18 protein-coding genes are annotated in these 20623 nt (G+C 58.2%); 2 read left to right on the top strand and 16 right to left on the bottom strand.

Annotated features, from left to right (window positions below; genetic code table 11):
- Positions 1-68: 68 nt before the first annotated feature.
- From CKW24_RS10125 to CKW24_RS10110, 4 genes are all read right to left on the bottom strand, one after another.
- Positions 69-797: a dienelactone hydrolase family protein gene (locus CKW24_RS10125; RefSeq protein ID WP_095167549.1), complete on the bottom strand. Its 729-nt coding sequence runs from the start codon at positions 795-797 to the stop codon at positions 69-71.
- 66 nt (positions 798-863) lie between these two features.
- A complete protein-coding gene (gene htpG, locus CKW24_RS10120) occupies positions 864-2768 on the bottom strand; it encodes a molecular chaperone HtpG (protein WP_095167900.1) in 1905 nt (634 codons plus the stop codon).
- A gap of 88 nt (positions 2769-2856) precedes the next feature.
- Positions 2857-3309, bottom strand: a complete 453-nt coding sequence (locus CKW24_RS10115) for a PaaI family thioesterase (RefSeq protein ID WP_095167548.1) — start codon at positions 3307-3309, stop codon at positions 2857-2859.
- Entirely contained in the window at positions 3306-3782 is a 477-nt protein-coding gene (locus CKW24_RS10110) for a PaaI family thioesterase (protein ID WP_095167546.1), read from the bottom strand. Before CKW24_RS10110 ends, CKW24_RS10115 begins: the two co-directional genes overlap by 4 nt.
- 159 nt (positions 3783-3941) lie before the next feature.
- Here CKW24_RS10110 and CKW24_RS10105 point away from each other — a divergent pair, with 159 nt between their 5' ends.
- Positions 3942-4181: a hypothetical protein gene (locus CKW24_RS10105; protein WP_095167544.1), complete on the top strand. Its 240-nt coding sequence runs from the start codon at positions 3942-3944 to the stop codon at positions 4179-4181.
- A gap of 64 nt (positions 4182-4245) precedes the next feature.
- Here the strand turns inward: CKW24_RS10105 and CKW24_RS10100 are convergent, their stop codons facing one another.
- The 12 genes from CKW24_RS10100 to sdhC form a co-directional block, all read right to left on the bottom strand.
- The gene (locus CKW24_RS10100) at positions 4246-4647 is read right to left on the bottom strand and encodes an MAPEG family protein (protein ID WP_095167543.1); all 402 of its coding nucleotides are present in this window, start codon (positions 4645-4647) and stop codon (positions 4246-4248) included.
- The gene (locus CKW24_RS10095; RefSeq protein WP_095167541.1) at positions 4647-5384 is read right to left on the bottom strand and encodes a DUF599 domain-containing protein; all 738 of its coding nucleotides are present in this window, start codon (positions 5382-5384) and stop codon (positions 4647-4649) included. Before CKW24_RS10095 ends, CKW24_RS10100 begins: the two co-directional genes overlap by 1 nt.
- Before the next feature lie 222 nt (positions 5385-5606).
- A complete protein-coding gene (brnQ, locus tag CKW24_RS10090; RefSeq protein WP_095167539.1) occupies positions 5607-6920 on the bottom strand; it encodes a branched-chain amino acid transport system II carrier protein in 1314 nt (437 codons plus the stop codon).
- A 429-nt stretch (positions 6921-7349) separates the two neighbouring features.
- Positions 7350-8231 (bottom strand): succinate--CoA ligase subunit alpha, encoded by an 882-nt coding sequence (gene sucD, locus CKW24_RS10085; RefSeq protein ID WP_053156820.1) that lies wholly within the window; start codon positions 8229-8231, stop codon positions 7350-7352.
- The gene (sucC, locus tag CKW24_RS10080; protein WP_007919879.1) at positions 8231-9397 is read right to left on the bottom strand and encodes an ADP-forming succinate--CoA ligase subunit beta; all 1167 of its coding nucleotides are present in this window, start codon (positions 9395-9397) and stop codon (positions 8231-8233) included. Before sucC ends, sucD begins: the two co-directional genes overlap by 1 nt.
- 178 nt (positions 9398-9575) lie before the next feature.
- Positions 9576-11012 (bottom strand): dihydrolipoyl dehydrogenase, encoded by a 1437-nt coding sequence (lpdA, locus tag CKW24_RS10075; RefSeq protein WP_095167538.1) that lies wholly within the window; start codon positions 11010-11012, stop codon positions 9576-9578.
- A gap of 99 nt (positions 11013-11111) precedes the next feature.
- Positions 11112-12329 (bottom strand): 2-oxoglutarate dehydrogenase complex dihydrolipoyllysine-residue succinyltransferase, encoded by a 1218-nt coding sequence (odhB, locus tag CKW24_RS10070; RefSeq protein WP_095167536.1) that lies wholly within the window; start codon positions 12327-12329, stop codon positions 11112-11114.
- Positions 12330-12371: 42 nt separating this feature from the next.
- The gene (locus CKW24_RS10065) at positions 12372-15203 is read right to left on the bottom strand and encodes a 2-oxoglutarate dehydrogenase E1 component (protein WP_095167535.1); all 2832 of its coding nucleotides are present in this window, start codon (positions 15201-15203) and stop codon (positions 12372-12374) included.
- A 262-nt stretch (positions 15204-15465) separates the two neighbouring features.
- Complete coding sequence (locus CKW24_RS10060; protein ID WP_046032887.1) at positions 15466-16170, bottom strand: succinate dehydrogenase iron-sulfur subunit; 705 nt, start codon at positions 16168-16170, stop codon at positions 15466-15468.
- 11 nt (positions 16171-16181) lie between these two features.
- Complete coding sequence (sdhA, locus tag CKW24_RS10055) at positions 16182-17954, bottom strand: succinate dehydrogenase flavoprotein subunit (protein WP_095167533.1); 1773 nt, start codon at positions 17952-17954, stop codon at positions 16182-16184.
- A gap of 3 nt (positions 17955-17957) precedes the next feature.
- Positions 17958-18326: a succinate dehydrogenase, hydrophobic membrane anchor protein gene (gene sdhD / locus CKW24_RS10050; RefSeq protein ID WP_003446906.1), complete on the bottom strand. Its 369-nt coding sequence runs from the start codon at positions 18324-18326 to the stop codon at positions 17958-17960.
- Positions 18320-18694, bottom strand: coding sequence for a succinate dehydrogenase, cytochrome b556 subunit (gene sdhC, locus CKW24_RS10045; RefSeq protein ID WP_095167532.1), 375 nt, complete (start codon positions 18692-18694; stop codon positions 18320-18322). Before sdhC ends, sdhD begins: the two co-directional genes overlap by 7 nt.
- A gap of 363 nt (positions 18695-19057) precedes the next feature.
- Between sdhC and gltA the strand changes: the two genes are divergently transcribed.
- The gene (gene gltA, locus CKW24_RS10040) at positions 19058-20347 is read left to right on the top strand and encodes a citrate synthase (RefSeq protein ID WP_095167530.1); all 1290 of its coding nucleotides are present in this window, start codon (positions 19058-19060) and stop codon (positions 20345-20347) included.
- The last annotated feature ends 276 nt before the right edge of the window (positions 20348-20623 follow it).

The following is a 20623-nucleotide window of genomic DNA, read 5'->3' as shown; positions in this document are numbered from 1 at the left end:
CCGACGGGTAGGTCGCCGTGCCCTGGCTTTTGATCTTGATCCACCCGGAGGGCGATGCCCCCAATCCCCTACCCCGCAAACACCTCATCCAACAAATCATGCATCGACCTAAACGCCCGCCCCGCCACCTTGGCGTCATACATCATCATGCCCGGCACATTGGCATGCGGATCGGTAAACGAGTGAAAGGCCCCGCCATAACTCAACAACTGCCAATCCACACCCGCTGCATTCATCTCGGCCTCGAAGGCCGGCAACTGCTCCTTGGGCACTAACGGGTCAGACGCCCCATGCAGCACCAACACCGAGCCCTTGATGTTATTCGCATCGCTGGCATCCGGCGTATCCAGCGTACCGTGGAACGACACAGCCGCCTTCACCGCCGCCCCCGTGCGGGCAAACTCCAACGCACAGCAGCCGCCAAAGCAGAAACCGAACGTCGCCAGCCGAGAGACATCGACCGCCGCCTCACCCTGGCCCTGCAACTGCTCGAACGCCACCTGCATACGCTTGCGCAGCAACGGCCGGTCATTCTTCAGCGGCATCATCGCCGCCCCTGCCTGATCGTTGTCCTGCGGTCGAACCGCCTGACCATAGAGGTCGGCAATCAGCACCACATAGCCCTTGGCCGCGACCGCCTTGGCAATCTCCTCGGCACCCGCACCAACGCCCATCCAGTTCGGCGCCATCAACAGGCCCGGACGCGGACCTGAGTGAGCGGCATCGAACGCCAGGCGACTTTCGTATGGCTGGCCATCAATCTGATAGGCCACGGAACGCACAGTGATTTGACTCATGACTCACTCCCGTCAATAAACGCCACAATGAAAAAACCCGCCGAAGCGGGTTTTTCTACAACCTGTTTACACCGACAGCTCAACCAGCAGCTTGTTCAGCCGGCGCACATAAGCGGCCGGATCCTTGAGACTGTCGCCGGCCGCCAGGGCCGCCTGATCGAACAGGATGTGCGACAGATCACCGAACCGCTCGTCACTCTGCTCCGCGTCGAGCTTCTCGATCAGCGGGTGAGCCGGGTTGAATTCGAAGATCGGCTTGGAGTCCGGAACCTTCTGCCCGCTGGCTTCAAGGATCTGACGCATCTGCAGGCCCAGGTCCTGCTCACCGATGGCCAGGATCGCCGGCGAATCGGTCAGGCGATGGGAAACCCGCACCTCGGCAACAGCGTCGCCCAGCGCGGTTTTCAGACGCTCAACCAGGCCTTCCTTGGACTTGGCGACTTCTTCCGCCGCTTGCTTGTCCTCGGCCGAATCCAGGTTACCCAGGTCCAGGTCGCCACGCGCCACGTCGACAAAGCTCTTGCCGTCGAAATCACTGAGGTAGCTCATCAACCACTCGTCGATGCGATCGGTCAGCAGCAGCACTTCGATGCCTTTCTTGCGGAAGACTTCCAGGTGCGGGCTGTTCTTGACCTGTGCGTAGGTTTCGCCGGTCAGGTAGTAGATCTTGTCCTGGCCTTCCTTGGCGCGTGCCAGGTACTCGGCCAGGGAAACCACTTGCTCGCCCTCTTCACCCTGGGTAGAGGCAAAGCGCAGCAGGCCAGCGATCTTCTCTTTGTTGGCGAAATCTTCGGCCGGGCCTTCTTTCATCACCTGGCCGAAGTTTTTCCAGAAGCCTTTGTATTGCTCAGGATCGTTCTTCGCCAGTTTTTCCAGCATATCCAGCACGCGCTTGGTCAGCGCCGACTTCATCGAATCGATGATCGGGTCTTTCTGCAGGATTTCCCGCGACACGTTCAGCGACAGGTCGTTGGAATCGACCACACCCTTAACGAAACGCAGGTACAGCGGCAGGAACGACTCAGCCTGGTCCATGACGAACACCCGCTGCACGTACAGCTTCAGGCCTTTAGGCGCTTCACGCTGGTACAGGTCGAACGGAGCACGGGCCGGCACGTAGAGCAACGAGCTGTATTCCAGCTTGCCTTCGACCTTGTTGTGGCTCCAGCTCAGCGGACTCTCGAAATCGTGGGCGATGTGTTTGTAGAACTCCTGGTATTCCTCGTCCTTAATCTCGGTACGCGGACGCGTCCACAGCGCGCTGGCACGGTTGACGGTTTCCCATTCAACCGCAGGCGTCTCTTCACCTTCGGCCGCCGTGACTTCCTTCGGCAGTTCGATCGGCAGCGCGATGTGGTCGGAGTACTTCTTGATGATGTTGCGCAGGCGCCAGCCATCGGCGAACTCGTCTTCAGCGGATTTCAGGTGCAGGACGATACGGGTACCGCGATCGGCTTTTTCAATGGTCGCGACTTCAAAATCGCCTTCGCCCTTGGACGACCAGTGCACGCCTTCGCTCGCGGCGAGGCCGGCACGACGGCTGAACACTTCAACCTGGTCGGCAACGATGAACGCGGAGTAGAAACCCACGCCGAATTGACCGATCAGGTGCGAATCTTTCTTCTGGTCGCCCGTCAGGTGTTTCATGAAATCAGCAGTGCCGGACTTGGCGATGGTGCCCAGATGCGTGATCGCATCTTCGCGGCTCATACCGATGCCGTTGTCTTCGAGGGTGACGGTCTTGGCGTCTTTGTCGAAGCTCACACGGATTTTCAGTTCCGCGCCGCCTTCCAGCAACTCAGGCTTGGACAGGGCTTCGAAACGTAATTTGTCGACAGCGTCAGAGGCGTTGGAGATGAGTTCGCGAAGGAAAATTTCCTTGTTGGAGTACAGCGAATGGATCATCAGGTGCAGCAGTTGCTTTACCTCGGTCTGGAAGCCCAGGGTTTCCTTTTGAGTTTCCACGCTCATGGTCATCAAACTCCGATTGGATGGCAGTGGCCGCGCCCTGAAGGGTGGCGGCGGGATGTCATTCAAGTTGGGGGCGCCACCGAGGATTTCAAGGGCTGGGTGTTTCCTCGATCTTGAAATGCGCCCGCGCCGTGGCAATCGGTTCGGCTTCAGTGCTCTGCCACGCGGTTATCGCCACGTTGGCGACGCGCCGCCCCTGCCGACACACCTGGCATTTGGCATAGGTATCGCGAAACTGCCCGGCACGCAGGTAGTCGAGGGAAAAGTCGATGATCTTCGGCACTCCCGGCGAGCCGGTGAACACCACCAGGTGCAGGGCTGCAGCCAGCTCCATGAAACCTGCAATCACCCCGCCGTGAATTGCCGGCAATAGCGGGTTGCCAATGTTGTCCTTGTTCGCCGGCAGGCGAAACAGCAACTCATCGCCCAGGCGCGAGCATTCAACGCCAATCAGCTTGGCGTACGGTATCAGGTGCAGCAGCGAGGCATAGTCACCACGCTCGTGGGCCTGCTGCAATTGAGTCTTGAAGTCATCGTTCATTGTTGCCCACCACTCATCGAACCGCCGAAGCCCTTGGTGCCCTTGATCCCTTTGCCCATGCGCATGAACGTCCCGACCACATGGGCAATGGGCTGCTGCGGATCGTCCTGATAGGCAAAGCCGCGGGTAAAGATCACATCGGTGGTCACCCGGTAGCACTGGGCAAAGCCGTACACATCCTTGTGGGGTTCGGCCGGGTGCATGTAGTCGATGCGCAGGTCGAGGGTCGGACACACTTCGAACTCCGGCAGCACACACAGGGTGGCCATGCCGCAGGCGGTGTCCATCAGGGAGGTAATGGCGCCACCGTGAATCACCCCGGTCTGCGGATTACCGACGATTTGCGGGCTGTAGGGCAAGGTGATGGTCATCCCTTCCTGGCTGGCGCTGTGCACATGCAAACCGAGGACCTGACAATGACGCAGGGCCGATAAAAAACGCATCGCACGCTCAAAAATGGGGTTATCCGACATTCGCTATAGGCTCTGATTAGTGTTGTTGCTTAGCTGTTATGGACGTAAGGAAAAGTTCCCACAAGAATAAACTTATATATCTGTGGGAAACATGGAACTTAACCCCTCAGGCTGTGCTCGAAAGGCCAAGTAGATATTTTCCATAAGGAGAAACACCCCATGCGTAAAACTTTAGCTATTGCCTTGATGTTGACCGCTTCCCTCGGTCTCGCTGCCTGCGATAAAAAATCCGAGGACAAAGCTCAAGATGCTACCAAACATGCCGAGCAAGCTCAGCAGGACATGAGCAAAGCTCAGGATAAAGTGAACGACGCTGCGAAAGAAAACGCCGAAGCTGCCAAAGCTCAGGCTGAATCGAACAAAGCCGCTGCCGAAGAAGCCGCTCCAAAAACCAATTAATGGTTTTAGCGCTGCACAATAAAGCCCGCCAAGTGCGGGCTTTATTGTGCGCGTTGCAAACGTATTAGAGCAGCACGCTCTTGAATGTCGGGCTGAGCATCAGCAGCAATGAACAGACCAGGCCGATACACCACACCAGGCTGCGCTGCCAGGGAAGGTCAGCCCAGTAGCACAGCAAATAGATCACCCGGGCAATCACGAAGACCATTGCCAGCCCGTCGATCAGCCATCCCGCCGTCTGCGTGGTGTGCGCCATCAACACCCCCACCGCAAACAGGATGAACGCCTCAAAACTGTTCTGGTGGGCCGCCAGCGACCGGGCACCCAAGCCGCTCAACTGCGCCTGTTGCTGGCGCGGCAGGTGATTGTTGTAGCCGCCCTGCTCCTTCATGGCCTTGGTCACTGGCACACGCGCGACAAAAATCAGCAAGGCGCTGATCAATACGCACCAGAACGCAATACTCATCAGCTCACCTCTTTATTGGCCTCGGGCAATGGCGCCTCGGTAGGGGTATAGACCATGACCTCTAGAACGTCGGAATGAAACTCCCGGCGATACAACACAAACACCACCCCGGCACTCATCGACATGAACAACCAGGGGCTGACAAACCAGGCCAGCATGGTCATGCCGAAGTAGTAAGAACGCAGGCCGAAGTTGAACTGGTTGGCGGCCATCGAAATCACCCGCGCCGCCCGCGCGGCAAATGCCTTGCGCTCCTGCTCCGAGACATGGCGTTCACCAACCATGGGCGCCGAGCCCACCAGGATCGCGGCGAAGTTGTACTGGCGCATGCACCAACTGAACGTGAAGAAGGCATAGACAAATACCAGCGCCAGGCACAGCAACTTGATCTCCGACATGCCCTGGGAGGCCTGTTGCACCATCGGAATATCAGCCAGCAACGACACCGCGCGCTCGGATGCGCCGAGTACCGTGAGAATACCGGCGAGAATAATCAGGGTGCTGGAGGCAAAGAACGACGCGTTGCGCTCCAGATTGCCAATCACGCTGGCGTCGGCAATGCGGTTGTCGCGCAGCAGCATGCGGCGCATCCAGTCTTCACGGTACAGGTGCAATACGCTGGCCAGGCACGCCGTGTCGCGCCCCTTCCAGCTGGCATAACGGGTGTAGCCACCCCAGCAGATGACAAACCAGAGCGCGGCCAGCAGATGGATCAGATTGGCATGGATGAACGACATGTAATTCCCTGGAGACGTTGATTAAACCCGCAGGAGCATGGTTTGCCCGCGATGCCGTCCTGGAGATCGTCATCGCGGGCATGCCATGTTCCTGCAAGTTAGATGTTCGACGTTAACTCAGGGAAAAAGGCACGGCTATGCGCCCATAAAAAATGCCCCGCATCGATCGATACGGGGCATTTCGGTGTTTCGCGCCAGCCCGCTTGTGACGGGCGGCGTCAGTTACGCCAGGGCTTCGTCGCGCTTGCCCAACAGGCGGTCGCAGGCCACCGCTACCACCAGGGTGAAGACGCACGGCACCAGCCATGCCAGGCCTTGCTCGGCCAGCGGCAAGTGGGTCAGTTGAGTCGGCATCCAGTCAGCCAGGCCAGCGCCCTTGAGCGCGTCGATCAGGCCGAACAGGAACGACACCAGCATCACCGGACCGAGGATGCGGCTGTGCTCGTGCCAGAAGTCTTTGCAGAAGCTCAGGGCCACCAGCACGATGCACGGCGGGTAGATCGCGGTCAGGACCGGGATCGAGAACGCAATCAACTTGGTCAGGCCCAGGTTGGACACCAGCAGGGAGAATGCCGCGAGGATGATCACCAGGGTCTTGTAGGACAGTGGCAGGACACGGCTGAAGTACTCGGCACAGGCACAGGTCAGGCCGACCGCGGTCACCAGGCACGCCAGCGAAATCAGCACAGCCAGGAAACCACTGCCCAGCGAACCGAAGGTGTGCTGCACGTAAGCGTGCAATACCGCCGCGCCATTGGTCGCGCCGACAGCCACTTCATGACTGCCGGAACCGAGACGGAACAGGCTGACATACACCAGGGCCAGGCCCACGCCGGCAATCAGCCCGGCAATGATCGCGTACCGGGTAATCAGCGCAGGCGACTCGACGCCACGGGAGCGAATGGCATTGACGATAACGATGCCGAACACCAGGGCGCCCAGGGTATCCATGGTCAGGTAACCATTGATGAAGCCCTGGGAGAACGGTGCCGCCACGTATTCTGGCGTGCCGTGCCCGATATCCCCGGCCGGCAAGGCGAACGCGGCGATCCCGAGCACTGCCAGGGCAATGATCTTCAGGGGGGCGAGGAAACGACCCACGGTGTCCAGCAGGCGACCCGGGTACAGGGAAATGAAGAACACCAGCAGGAAGTACACCGAGCTGTAGAGGAACAGTGCCAGCGGGCTTTCGCCGGTCAGTGGCGCCAGGCCCACTTCAAAGGACACGGTGGCGGTACGCGGGGTGGCAAACAGCGGGCCCACGGCAAGGTAGCAGGCAGCCGCCAGTATGCCACCAGCGACTTTACCGATCGGACTGCTCAGGGCGTCCATCGCCCCCCCGACCTTGGCCAGCGCGACAACGGTGATCACCGGCAAACCTACCGCGGTAATCAGAAAACCCAGCGCCGCCATCCAGACATGTGGTCCGGCCTGCAAACCGACGATAGGCGGGAAGATGATGTTGCCGGCCCCGACGAACAGGGCAAACGTCATAAAACCAAGTGCCAGAATGTCCTGGCCTTTCAACACTTTCATTAAGGAAATACCACACTACTGAATCGGAATTTAGAGAGGGATTTCCCTGAAGGGTGAGGGAAATGCTGTCGGTCCGTATAGGACTGACCCGTTTAGCGCGCAGCAACCTTGTGGGACGCAGACGCAAAAATGGCAAGTAGCCTAACGAATTCGGCAGGAAAACGCACTGTTAAAGGGCGAACTATCCGATCTACGACATTTTCGTGTCGCGTTTATGCATGTAAATGGTTGGTGTCTGTAAGTCCGTCATCGCGAGCAAGCTCGCTCCCACAGTTTTTGCGGTGTGAATCAAATCGAATGTGCACTACAAATCCCTGTGGGAGCGAGCTTGCTCGCGATGGCGTCCGCACGGTCAACACAAATCCCGGAAATGACAAAGGCCACCCGAAGGTGGCCTTTGTCTGGTAAAGCGTCAGCTAAGCGCGAGGCTTACTTGACAGCCCAACCGGTCAGCTCGGACAAAGCCTTGCCGATGTCTGCCAGCGAACGCACGGTTTTCACGCCTGCGTCTTCCAGGGCAGCAAACTTCTCGTCTGCAGTGCCTTTGCCGCCAGAGATGATTGCGCCAGCATGGCCCATGCGCTTGCCCGGAGGAGCAGTCACACCAGCGATGTAGGAAACAACCGGCTTGGTCACGTGTGCCTTGATGTAGGCAGCCGCTTCTTCTTCAGCCGAACCGCCGATCTCGCCGATCATCACGATCGCTTCGGTCTTCGGGTCTTCCTGGAACAGCTTCAGGATGTCGATGAAGTTCGAACCCGGGATCGGGTCACCACCGATGCCGACGCAAGTCGACTGACCGAAACCGGCGTCAGTAGTCTGCTTCACAGCTTCGTAGGTCAGGGTGCCGGAACGGGAAACGATACCGACCTTGCCTGGCAAGTGAATGTGACCTGGCATGATGCCGATCTTGCATTCGCCTGGGGTGATCACGCCTGGGCAGTTAGGGCCGATCAGGACTACGCCCAGCTCGTCGCACTTAACTTTAGCGTCCAGCATGTCCAGGGTAGGAATGCCTTCGGTGATGCACACGATCAGCTTGATGCCGCCGAAAGCAGCTTCCAGGATCGAGTCCTTGCAGAAAGGAGCCGGAACGTAGATCACGCTGGCGGTAGCGCCAGTGGCAGCTACGGCGTCTTTCACGGTGTTGAACACTGGCAGACCCAGGTGCTCGGTGCCGCCTTTGCCTGGAGTTACACCACCAACCATCTTGGTGCCGTACTCGATGGCTTGCTGGGTGTGGAAACTACCTTGCGAACCGGTAATACCCTGGCAGATAACTTTGGTGTCTTTATTGATCAGGACGCTCATTATTTGCCCTCCGCAGCTTTGACAACTTGTTGAGCAGCGTCGGTCAGGCTGGTAGCAGCGATGATGTTCAAACCGCTTTCTGCCAGTACTTTAGCGCCCAGCTCAGCGTTGTTGCCTTCAAGGCGAACAACAACCGGGATTTTCACGCCGACTTCTTTCACAGCGCCGATGATGCCTTCGGCAATCATGTCGCAACGAACGATGCCGCCGAAGATGTTGACCAATACTGCAGCGACGTTAGTGTCGGACAGGATGATCTTGAACGCTTCGGTAACGCGTTCTTTGGTAGCACCGCCGCCCACGTCGAGGAAGTTGGCTGGTTTGCCGCCATGCAGGTTGACGATGTCCATGGTACCCATGGCCAGGCCAGCACCGTTGACCATGCAACCGATGTTGCCTTCCAGCGCTACGTAGTTCAGTTCGAACTTGGCAGCGTGCGCTTCGCGCGGATCGTCTTGCGACGGATCGTGGAAAGTCTTCAGCTTAGGCTGACGGTACATGGCGTTGGCGTCGATGTTGATCTTCGCGTCCAGGCAGTGCAGATCGCCGTCAGCCTTGATCACCAGCGGGTTCACTTCCAGCAGAGCCAGGTCGTGATCCTTGAACAGTTTGGCCAGACCTACGAAGATCTTGGCGAACTGAGCAACTTGCTTGCCTTCCAGGCCCAGCTGGAATGCCAGCTCGCGACCCTGGAATGGCTGAGCGCCAACCAGTGGATCGATAGTGGCTTTCAGAATTTTTTCTGGAGTGTCGTGAGCGATTTTCTCGATGTCCACGCCACCTTCGGTGGAAGCCATGAACACGATGCGACGGCTCGAACGGTCAACGACAGCGCCCAGGTACAGCTCTTTAGCGATATCAGTGCACGATTCAACCAGGATCTTGGTGACTGGCTGACCATTGGCGTCAGTCTGGTAAGTCACCAGACGCTTGCCCAGCCACTGCTGTGCGAATGCCTTAGCGTCTTCTTTGCTGCGAACCAGCTTTACGCCGCCCGCTTTACCGCGACCACCGGCGTGGACCTGGGCTTTGACAACCCACTCGCTGCCGCCGATTTTGTCGCAAGCTTCTGCTGCTGCTTCCGGGGTGTCTACCGCGTAACCGGTGGATACTGGCAGGCCGTACTCAGCGAACAGCTGCTTACCCTGATACTCGTGAAGATTCATGCTTATTACCGTCTTCGTTAGGTACTGCGCATTCGGTGCTGCACTGTGGAGTGCCGCACCACCTGTGACTGCTGCTTGCGTAGCCTAGGCTACGCAAGACTGCGTCCAGCGGATATTCCGCGGTGAGTCTTGCATGCAAGGCTCACGACGGGCCATACCGCCGTGGTTTCTTATTGTCTTAACGCTTCTTGCGGTTGGCGATGTGAATGGCGCCGCCATTCACTGCCAGAGCTGCTTCGTGCAAGGCTTCGGACAGGGTCGGATGGGAGAAGACCATCATGCCCAGGTCTTCAGCGCTGGTGCCGAATTCCATGCCGATTGCGCCCTGCTGGACCAGTTCTGCAGCGCTCGGGCCAATCACGTGGACGCCCAATACGCGGTCAGTCTTGGCATCGGCGATCACTTTGACGAAACCGCCGGTATCGTTGGCTGCCATGGCACGGCCACTGGCTGCGAACGGGAAAGTGCCGACGTTAACTTCAACGCCTTCAGCTTTCAAGGCCTGCTCGGTTTTACCGACCCATGCAATTTCCGGGTGAGTATAAATAACCGAAGGGATCAAATCATAGTTCATCTGGGCTTTGTGGCCCTTGATGCGCTCGACAACCATGATGCCCTCTTCCGAGGCCTTGTGTGCCAGCATCATGCCGCGAACCACGTCGCCGATCGCGTATACGCCCGGTACGGTGGTCGCGCAGTGATCGTCGACGTGCACAAAACCGCGCTCGTCGAGGGTCACGCCGCAATCAGCGGAAAGCAGATCAGTGGTCACCGGACGGCGACCAACGGCTACGATCAGCTTGTCGAAGGTGATGGTCTGTTCGCCTTTGGCGTCGGTGTAGGTCACGACTACTTCTTCGCCGTTGACCTTGGAACCGGTTACGCGAGCGCCCAGCTTGATGTCCAGACCTTGTTTGGTCAGGGTTTTCAGTGCTTCCTTGGAAACGGCGGCGTCAGCAGCCATCAGGAAGGTGTCCAGGGCTTCCAGGACAGTCACTTCAGCGCCCAGGCGCGACCATACCGAACCCAGTTCCAGGCCGATCACGCCAGCGCCGATCACGCCCAGACGTTTTGGCACAGCTTGGAATTCCAGGGCGCCAGTCGAATCGACGATCACGTTCTGGTCAACCGGAGCCGGTGGAATGTCGATTGGACGCGAACCTGGAGCCAGGATCACGTTCTCGGCTTCGATGATTTCTACCGAACCGTCAGGCTTGGTGACTTCGACTTTCTTGCCAGCCAGCAGTTTGCCGTGGCCCTGGATCGAGGTCACGCCGTTGGCCTTGAACAGGGTGGCAACACCCGAGGTCAGGCCTTTGACGATGTTGGCTTTACGGCCGACCATTGCTGGAACGTCCATGGTCACGCCAGCGTGGTTGATACCGTGGATCGCGAAGCCGTCTTGTGCTTCGTGGAACTTCCAGGAGCTGTCCAGCAGCGCCTTGGATGGAATGCAGCCGACGTTCAGGCAAGTACCGCCCAGAGCCAGTTTGCCTTCCTTGTCGGTGTACTTCTCGATGCAGGCCGTCGAAAGACCCAGTTGAGCGGCCTTGATAGCTGCTACATAGCCGCCAGGGCCGGCACCGATCACTACTACGTCAAATTTCTGCGACATTGAAAAAAATCCTCTTTAGCGAAAAGCCTGAAGCCGCGGGCCACAAGCCAGACTGCCGTTAACCAGCAGCCTGAAGCCTGCAGCTCGCGGCTGCTTCTATCAGATATCCAGCAACAGACGAGCCGGGTCTTCCAGCAGGTTCTTGATGGTCACCAGGAAAGTCACAGCTTCTTTGCCATCGATCAGACGGTGATCGTAGGACAGAGCCAGGTACATCATCGGACGGATTACCACTTGACCGTTGATCGCCATAGGACGCTGCAGGATGTTGTGCATGCCCAGGATCGCTGCTTGCGGCGGGTTGACGATCGGAGTCGACATCATCGAACCGAAAGTACCACCGTTGGTGATGGTGAACGTACCACCGGTCATTTCGTCCATCGACAGTTTGCCGTCACGGGCTTTCTTGCCGAAGGTGGCGATGCCGCCTTCGATTTCAGCCAGGCTCATCAGTTCGGCGTTACGCAGAACCGGAACCACCAGGCCGCGGTCGCTGGAAACAGCAACACCGACGTCGGCGTAACCGTGGTAAACGATGTCTGCACCGTCGATCGAAGCGTTGACCGCCGGGAAGCGTTTCAGCGCTTCGGTAGCCGCTTTCACGAAGAACGACATGAAGCCCAGGCGTACGCCGTTGTGGGACTTCTCGAACAGATCCTTGTACTTCGAACGCAGTGCCATGACTTCGGTCATGTCGACTTCGTTGAAAGTAGTCAGCATCGCCATGTTCGACTGAGCTTCAACCAGACGCTTGGCCACGGTGGCACGCACGCGGGTCATCGGAACGCGCTTCTCGATGCGATCGCCAGCAGCGAATACAGGAGCAGCGGCGGCCGGAGCAGCAGCCTTGGCAGGCGCGGCAGCCGGAGCGGCTTTCTTGGCAGCAACGGCTGCAACCACGTCTTCCTTGGTCACACGACCGCCTTTGCCAGTACCGGCAACGGAAGCGATGTTGATGCCGTTCTCTTCAGCCAGCTTGCGCGCAGCTGGAGCGGCAACAGGATCGTCTTCGCCAGCAGCAGCCGGGGCAGCGGCTTGAGCGGCAGCAGCAGGAGCCGCGGCAGGAGCGGCAGCAACGCCGCCCGCTTCGATGGAGCCCAGGATTTCGTCGGACAGAACGGTGTCGCCTTCGTTCTTGACGATAGCGCCCAGTACGCCATCAGCGGTAGCCAACACTTCCAGTACGACTTTATCGGTTTCGATGTCGACGATCAGGTCGTCGCGCTTGACCGCGTCGCCCGGTTGCTTGTGCCAGGTGGCAACGGTGCCATCGGCAACCGATTCCGGGAAAGTGGGGGCTTTGATCTCGATAGCCATTGTCTGTGGTTCCTTAAATTCGGTTTCAGGTGCGCGAAGGCGTTAAACAGTAAAGGCGTCTTGCAGCAGTTTTTCCTGCTGCTCAGCGTGCATCGATGCATAACCACAAGCCGGTGCAGCGGAGGCCTCACGACCGGCGTACTCGAGGACGAGTGCCTTGTTGTGATTGCCAACGATGCGACGCATGTGGTGCTGGCTGCAGTACCAGGCACCCTGGTTCATCGGCTCTTCCTGACACCAAACGATATGCTTGAGGTTGGTGTAAGGCGCCAGGACTTCGTTCAAGTCGTCCTCAGGGAATGGATACAGCTGCTCGAGACGCACGACGGCGATATCGTCACGGCCTTCGGCACGGCGTTTTTCCAGCAGGTCGTAGTAGACCTTGCCGCTACACAGAACAATGCGCTCGACCTTTTTCGGGTCTTGGGCATCGATTTCCGGGATAACGGTCTGGAACGAACCTTCGGCCAGGTCTTCCAGGGTCGAGATGGCCAGCTTGTGACGCAACAGCGACTTCGGTGTCAGTACGATCAATGGCTTGCGCAGCGGGCGAATCACCTGACGGCGCAGCAAGTGGTAGATCTGAGCCGGCGTAGTCGGTACGGCTACCTGAATGTTGTGCTCGGCGCACAGTTGCAGGTAACGCTCCAGACGTGCCGAGGAGTGCTCAGGACCCTGACCTTCATAACCGTGTGGCAGCAGCATGGTCAGACCGCACAGACGGCCCCACTTGTGCTCGCCACTGGTGATGAACTGGTCGATAACCACCTGGGCACCGTTGGCAAAGTCGCCGAACTGGGCTTCCCAGATCACCAGCGCGTCAGGCGTGGTGGTCGAGTAACCGTATTCGAACGCCAGTACGGCTTCCTCGGACAGGAACGAATCGTACAGGTCGAAACGTGGCTGGCCTTCGTACAGGTTCTGCAGCGGGATGTAGGTCCCCGCGTCTTTCTGGTTGTGCAACACGGCGTGACGGTGCGAGAACGTACCGCGACCGATGTCCTGACCCGTCATGCGGATCGGGTGACCTTCGAACGCCAGGGTCGCGTACGCCATGGTTTCGGCGTAACCCCAGTTGATCGGCAGGCCGCCGGCTTGCATCTTCTGACGGTCTTCGTAGATTTTCGCAACCTGGCGCTGAACCACGAAGCCTTCTGGAATTTCCAGCAGCTTGGCGGACAGTTCCTGCAGGGTCTTGAGGTCGAAGCGAGTGTCGTGACGCGCAGTCCAGGCATGGCCCAGATACGGACGCCAGTCCACGAACAGCTCTTTGTTCGGCTCTTTGACCAGGCTTTTTACAACATGCAGGCCGTTGTCCAGTGCGTTGCGGTATTCGTCGATTTTCGACTGCACACGCTCTGCGTCCAGCACACCGCTTTGAGTCAGGCGATCGGCATACAGCTCACGGGTGGTGCGCTGCTTGGTGATCTGCTGATACATGATCGGCTGGGTGCCGCTTGGCTCGTCGGCCTCGTTGTGGCCGCGACGACGGTAGCAGACCAGGTCGATCACCACGTCACGCTTGAATTGCATGCGGTAGTCGATGGCCAACTGGGTCACGAACAATACGGCTTCCGGATCATCACCATTCACATGGAGGATCGGCGCCTGGATCATTTTCGCAACGTCGGTAGCGTACTCGGTGGAACGCGAGTCCAGCGGGTTGCTGATGGTGAAACCGACCTGGTTGTTGATCACGATGTGCACGGTGCCGCCGGTCTTGAAACCGCGGGTCTGCGACATCTGGAAGGTTTCCATCACCACGCCTTGACCGGCGAATGCCGCATCACCGTGGATCGAGATCGGCAGAACCTTCTCACCGGTTGGGTCGTTGCGACGATCCTGACGGGCGCGAACCGAACCCTCGACCACCGGGGAAACGATTTCCAGGTGGGACGGGTTGAACGCCATGGCCAGGTGAACTTCACCGCCGGTGGTCATCACGTTGGACGAGAAGCCCTGGTGGTATTTAACGTCACCGGAACCCAGCTCGACCTTCTTCTTGCCTTCGAACTCGTCGAACAGCTCGCGCGGGTTCTTGCCGAAGGTGTTGACCAGCACGTTCAGACGGCCACGGTGGGCCATGCCAATGACGATTTCCTTGGTGCCGTAGGAACCGGAACGCTGGATCAGCTCGTCGAGCATCGGGATCAGGCTTTCGCCGCCTTCCAGACCGAAACGCTTGGTACCCGGGTATTTGGTGCCCAGGTATTTTTCCAGGCCTTCACCGGCGGTCACGCGCTCGAGCAGGTGGCCCTTGATGTCCGCGGAATAAGTCGGACGGCCACGCACGCTTTCCAGACGCTGCTGGAACCACTGGCGCTGCTCGGAATCGGTGATGTGCGTAAATTCAGCGCCGATGGTGCGGCAATATGTCTGCTGCAACGCTTCGTGAATTTCGCGTAGGCTCGCTTCCTCTTTGCCGATGAACAGGTCGCCGGCACGGAAGGTCGTATCGAGATCGGCATTGGTCAAGCCGTAATGATTGATCGACAGGTCTGCAGGTGCAGGACGCTGCCACAACCCCAGCGGGTCAAGCTGGGCTGCCTGGTGGCCACGCATACGGTAGGCCTGGATCAATCGCAGCACTTCAACTTGCTTCTTCTCGTGCTCACTGCTCACGCTGCCGGCGGAAACCGGTTGGGCGCGGCGCTGGTTCTTTGCCAGCAGCACAAAATGGTCGCGAATTGTGGAGTGCGAAACATCGATGGCAGAGTTGCCGTCTGTCGGCAACTTCTGAAAGTAGGTGCGCCACTCTTCTGGCACAGCGTTAGGGTCGTGCAGGTAGAGCTCGTAGAGCTCTTCCACATAGGCAGCGTTACTACCGGATAGGTAGGCGCTGTTCCACATGCGCTGCATCACGCTTTCTTGCATGCTTGGTCACCCTCGGTTAGGGGAACACCATCGGCGAAGACACCGAGCGAGCTTGCAGAAGTCCGAGTGCAGCGACCAAAACAAGCCACTTAGGATCACGCTGATAGTCCGGGTACCAGCCCGGATGCCCCTGCTTGTCTCATTTCTTCAAAATAAGAGCTGCAGCTTTATGGGCTACTGCTCTGGTTATAGCCAGGGCGCGGGTTGAAGCCCGCGCCTTGGCCTCTACGGGTACAGCGGTCCTGCATTTACTACTGCTGAATCACACGCCGCTTTGCAGAAGCATGTTACGAATGTGACCGATGGCCTTAGTCGGGTTCAGGCCTTTCGGACAAACGTTGACGCAGTTCATGATGCCGCGGCAGCGGAATACGCTGAACGGATCATCCAGTGAAGCCAGACGCTCGGACGTCTTGGTGTCGCGGCTGTCTGCCAGGAAGCGGTACGCTTGCAGCAGGGCAGCTGGACCCAGGAACTTGTCCGGGTTCCACCAGAAGGACGGGCACGAAGTCGAGCAGCAAGCGCACAGGATGCACTCGTACAGACCGTCGAGCTTTTCACGCTCTTCAGGGGACTGCAGACGCTCGATGGCCGGAGCCGGCGTATCGTTCTGCAGGTAAGGCTTAACCTTCTCGTATTGCTTGTAGAAGATGCTCATATCGACGACCAGGTCACGGATAACCGGCAAACCTGGCAGAGGACGAACGATCAACTTGTTACCTTTTACGACAGCGGACAGCGGCGTAACGCACGCCAGGCCGTTTTTGCCGTTGATGTTCATGCCGTCGGAACCGCAAACACCTTCACGGCAAGAGCGACGATAGGAGAAACCCTCGTCCTGCTCTTTGATCAGGGCCAGCACGTCCAGCACCATCAGGTCTTTACCACCGGTATCGACCGAAAATTCCTGCATGAACGGCGCGGCGTCCTGATCAGGGTTGTAACGATAAACGCTGACTTTCAACATGGCGGCCACCCTTAATAAGTCCGAATCTTAGGTTCAAAAGTCGGAACAGTCTTCGGCGAGAAGTTCACAGCACGCTTGGTCACGCGCTTGTCACCCGGGAAGTAGAGGGTGTGGCACAGCCAGTTTTCGTCGTCACGGTCTTCGAAGTCTTCACGGGCGTGAGCACCGCGGGACTCTTTACGTACTTCGGCAGCGATGGCGGTGGCTTCAGCCACTTCCAACAGGTTCTGCAGTTCCAGAGCTTCGATCCGCGCAGTGTTGAACGCCTGCGACTTGTCGTTGATCTTGACGTTGGCGATGCGCACGCGCAGGTCAGCCAGCTGGGCAATACCCTTCTGCATGTATTCGCCGGTACGGAACACACCGAAGTAGTTCTGCATGCAGCTTTGCAGCTCGCGACGCAGGGTTGCCACGTCTTCGCCATCAGTACGCTCGTTCAGAGCGGACAGGCGCGCCAGGGCAGTTTCGATGTTGGCGTCGGTGGCCTCATCGTATTCGATGCCGTCGGTCAGTGCTTTTTCCAAGTGCAGGCCAGCAGCGCGGCCGAATACCACCAGGTCGAGCAGCGAGTTGCCGCCCAGGCGGTTGGCACCGTGAACCGATACGCAAGCTACTTCACCTACAGCGAACAGACCTGGAATGATCTGATCCACGCCTTCGTCGTTCTGGGTGATCGCCTGGCCGTGAATGTTGGTCGGAACGCCGCCCATCATATAGTGGCAAGTCGGAACAACCGGAACCGGAGCAACAACCGGGTCAACGTGGGCAAACGTCTTCGACAGTTCGCAGATGCCTGGCAGACGGCTGTGCAGCACTTCCTCGCCCAGGTGGTCGAGCTTGAGCATTACGTGGTCGCCATTCGGACCGCAACCGTTGCCAGCGATGATTTCCTTGACCATCGAGCGAGCAACCACGTCACGACCGGCAAGGTCCTTGGCGTTCGGAGCATAACGCTCCATGAAACGCTCGCCGTGCTTGTTGATCAGGTAACCACCTTCACCACGGCAACCTTCGGTCACCAGTACACCGGCGCCGGCGATGCCGGTCGGGTGGAACTGCCACATTTCGATGTCTTGTACCGGAACACCAGCACGCAAGGCCATGCCAACGCCGTCACCGGTGTTGATCAGGGCGTTGGTGGTGGACGCGTAGATACGACCTGCACCGCCGGTAGCCAGAACGGTGGCCTTGGCACGGATGTAGGTGGTTTCGCCGGTTTCGATGCAGATAGCGATTACGCCGACGAACTCGCCTTGACCATTCTTTACCAGGTCAACAGCGTAGTACTCGTTCAGGAACACGGTACCGGCTTTCAGGTTGCCCTGATAAAGGGTGTGCAGCAGCGCGTGACCGGTACGGTCGGAAGCAGCACACGTACGGGCAGCCTGCCCGCCTTTGCCGTAATCCTTGGACTGACCGCCGAATGGACGCTGGTAGATACGACCCTGTTCAGTACGGGAGAACGGCATACCCATGTGGTCCAGCTCGTAGACAGCGGCCGGGCCTTCCTGACACATGTATTCGATAGCGTCCTGGTCACCGATGTAGTCGGAACCCTTGACGGTATCGTACATGTGCCAGCGCCAGTCATCGTTCGGATCCGCAGAAGCGATGGCGCAGGTGATGCCACCCTGGGCCGATACAGTGTGCGAACGCGTCGGGAAAACCTTGGTGATCACGGCAGTCTTGTGACCGCCTTGTGCCAGTTGCAGCGCTGCGCGCATGCCAGCACCGCCGCCACCAATGATGATGGCGTCGAAAGAAATCGTTGGAATGTTAGCCATGAATCAGATACCCCAGAGAATCTGCACACCCCAGACGAAGTAAGCGAACATCGCAACGCCGCATACTGCCTGGAAAAGGAAACGTACTGCAGTCGCGGACTTGCCCAGCGCCATTGGCGTCAGGTAGTCGGTCGCGATGGTCCACATGCCGACCCAGGCGTGAGCGCCCAGGGCCACCAGGGCCAACAGACTGAAGATACGCATCCAGTTGCTTGCGAACAGCTCGTGCCATTGGGCGTAGCCAATGCCAGGGTTCGCGACGAGGTACCCGATCAGGAAAATGAAATAAGCCGCGAGAACGACCGCAGACACACGTTGTGCCATCCAGTCATAGAGGCCCGAACGCGAAAGGTTCGTAACGCTGGTTACCATATCCAAACTCCTGCCAGAACGATCAACACCACGGAAACGGCGATGATAATTTTCGAGCCCAGGCGGCCGCCTTCCAGCGTCTCACCGATGCCCATATCCATGATCAAGTGGCGCACACCGGCTACCAGGTGATACAGCAGAGCGGACAGGAGGCCCCATGCTACGAACTTGGCCAGCGGGCTGGTCAAGCATGCCTTCACCTCGGCGAAACCTTCCTCGGAACCCAGGGATTTGCCCAATGCATACAGCATGAAGCCAAGGCCCAGGAAGAGGATGATGCCGGAAACACGGTGAAGAAACGACGTAACGCCGGTGATGGGGAGTTTGATGGTCCTTAGGTCTAGGTTTACAGGTCGTTGGCTATTCACGGCTTTTTTTTCACACTGAAGAGCCCCTAACAATCAGGGCAAAGTTGTTGGGGAGTGCACTGGTCAGGTAACCACCACCCAGGGATGCGACCCCCATCAAAACAGGCCCAAAAGCCCTTGGCGGTCGGCTGCCGAGTATAGACAGTTAGGTTACTAATGACAACGCAAACACCTTCCCCTAATAGCTGATTGCGCAAGCAGGATAAAAGGCGTAAATGGCAGGCAATTTCGAGGAAAAAGTGTGGTTAAAGCCTTCTGGGGCAAGACTTTAGGCAAATTGACATTCGAATTTATCTCACTATAGTGGTGCGGGCCCTGCGTGGGGGGTCTGTCTGATGATTTCAAGCATAAATAGGAGGCCACATGGCTGACAAAAAAGCGCAGTTGATCATCGAGGGCGCAGCCCCCGTCGAGCTGCCCATTTTAACCGGCACCGTTGGTCCCGATGTTATCGACGTCCGGGGCTTGACCGCCACGGGCCGCTTCACCTTTGACCCGGGTTTCATGTCGACCGCTTCTTGCGAGTCGAAGATTACCTATATTGACGGCGATAACGGCATCCTGCTGCACCGCGGCTACCCGATCGAACAACTGGCTGAAAAGTCGGACTACCTGGAAACCTGCTACCTGCTGCTCAACGGCGAACTGCCGACCGCAGAGCAAAAGGCCCAGTTCGTCGGCACCGTGAAGAACCACACCATGGTTCACGAGCAGCTGAAGACCTTCTTCAACGGCTTCCGTCGCGACGCCCACCCGATGGCGGTCATGTGCGGCGTAGTCGGCGCTCTTTCGGCCTTCTACCACGACTCCCTGGACATCAATAACCCGCAGCATCGCGAAATCTCCGCGATCCGCCTGGTTGCCAAGATGCCAACCCTGGCAGCGATGGTTTACAAGTACTCCATGGGCCAACCCATGATGTACCCGCGCAACGACCTGTCGTACGCGGAAAACTTCCTGCACATGATGTTCAACACCCCGTGCGAGATCAAACCGATCAGCCCGGTACTCGCCAAGGCCATGGACCGGATCTTCATCCTCCACGCCGACCACGAGCAGAACGCATCGACTTCCACCGTCCGCCTGGCAGGCTCCTCGGGTGCCAACCCGTTTGCCTGTATCGCTGCCGGCATCGCCGCACTCTGGGGCCCGGCTCACGGCGGCGCCAACGAAGCGGTACTGACCATGCTTGACGAAATTGGCGATGTCTCGAACATCGACAAGTTCATCGCCAAGGCCAAGGACAAGAACGATCCGTTCAAACTGATGGGCTTCGGTCACCGCGTTTACAAGAACCGCGATCCTCGCGCGACTGTAATGAAGCAGACCTGCGACGAAGTACTGAAGGAACTGGGGATCAACAACGATCCGCAACTCGAACTGGCCATGCGCCTGGAAGAGATCGCCCTGACCGACCCGTACTTCATCGAACGCTCGCTGTACCCGAACGTCGACTTCTACTCGGGGATCATCCTCAAGGCGATCGGCATTCCAACCAGCATGTTCACCGTGATCTTCGCCCTGGCACGTACTGTCGGCTGGATCTCGCACTGGAAAGAAATGCTCTCCAGCCCGTACAAGATTGGCCGCCCGCGCCAGTTGTACACCGGCTACGAGTCGCGTGACATTACCAAGCTGGAAGACCGCAAATAAGATTTGTCTTGCGATGAAGTCTTAAGTTGTACCGGGAACGGCCTCTATTTATATAGGGGCCGTTTTTGTTTGTGCTGGGGTTGGTATTTTTTGGGGTTGGGGGCATATCCGTTTCTTAGGGTGCTGCCGCTGGCGGTTTCGCTCTTACATGAACTGCCCCCCGAATGTTGGACACCTGACCCCTCGGGAGGGTGTTCCATGACGAAATACAACCTAGCACTCAAGCAATCACTGATTGAAGAGTGTTTGTCTGCCAGTAGCGTTCATGAGGTGGCC

The sequence above is a fragment of the Pseudomonas sp. Irchel 3H3 genome (genome assembly GCF_900187635.1).
In the GTDB taxonomy this organism is placed as follows: Bacteria; Pseudomonadota; Gammaproteobacteria; order Pseudomonadales; family Pseudomonadaceae; genus Aquipseudomonas.
This window is presented reverse-complemented; position numbering and strand designations above follow the sequence as displayed.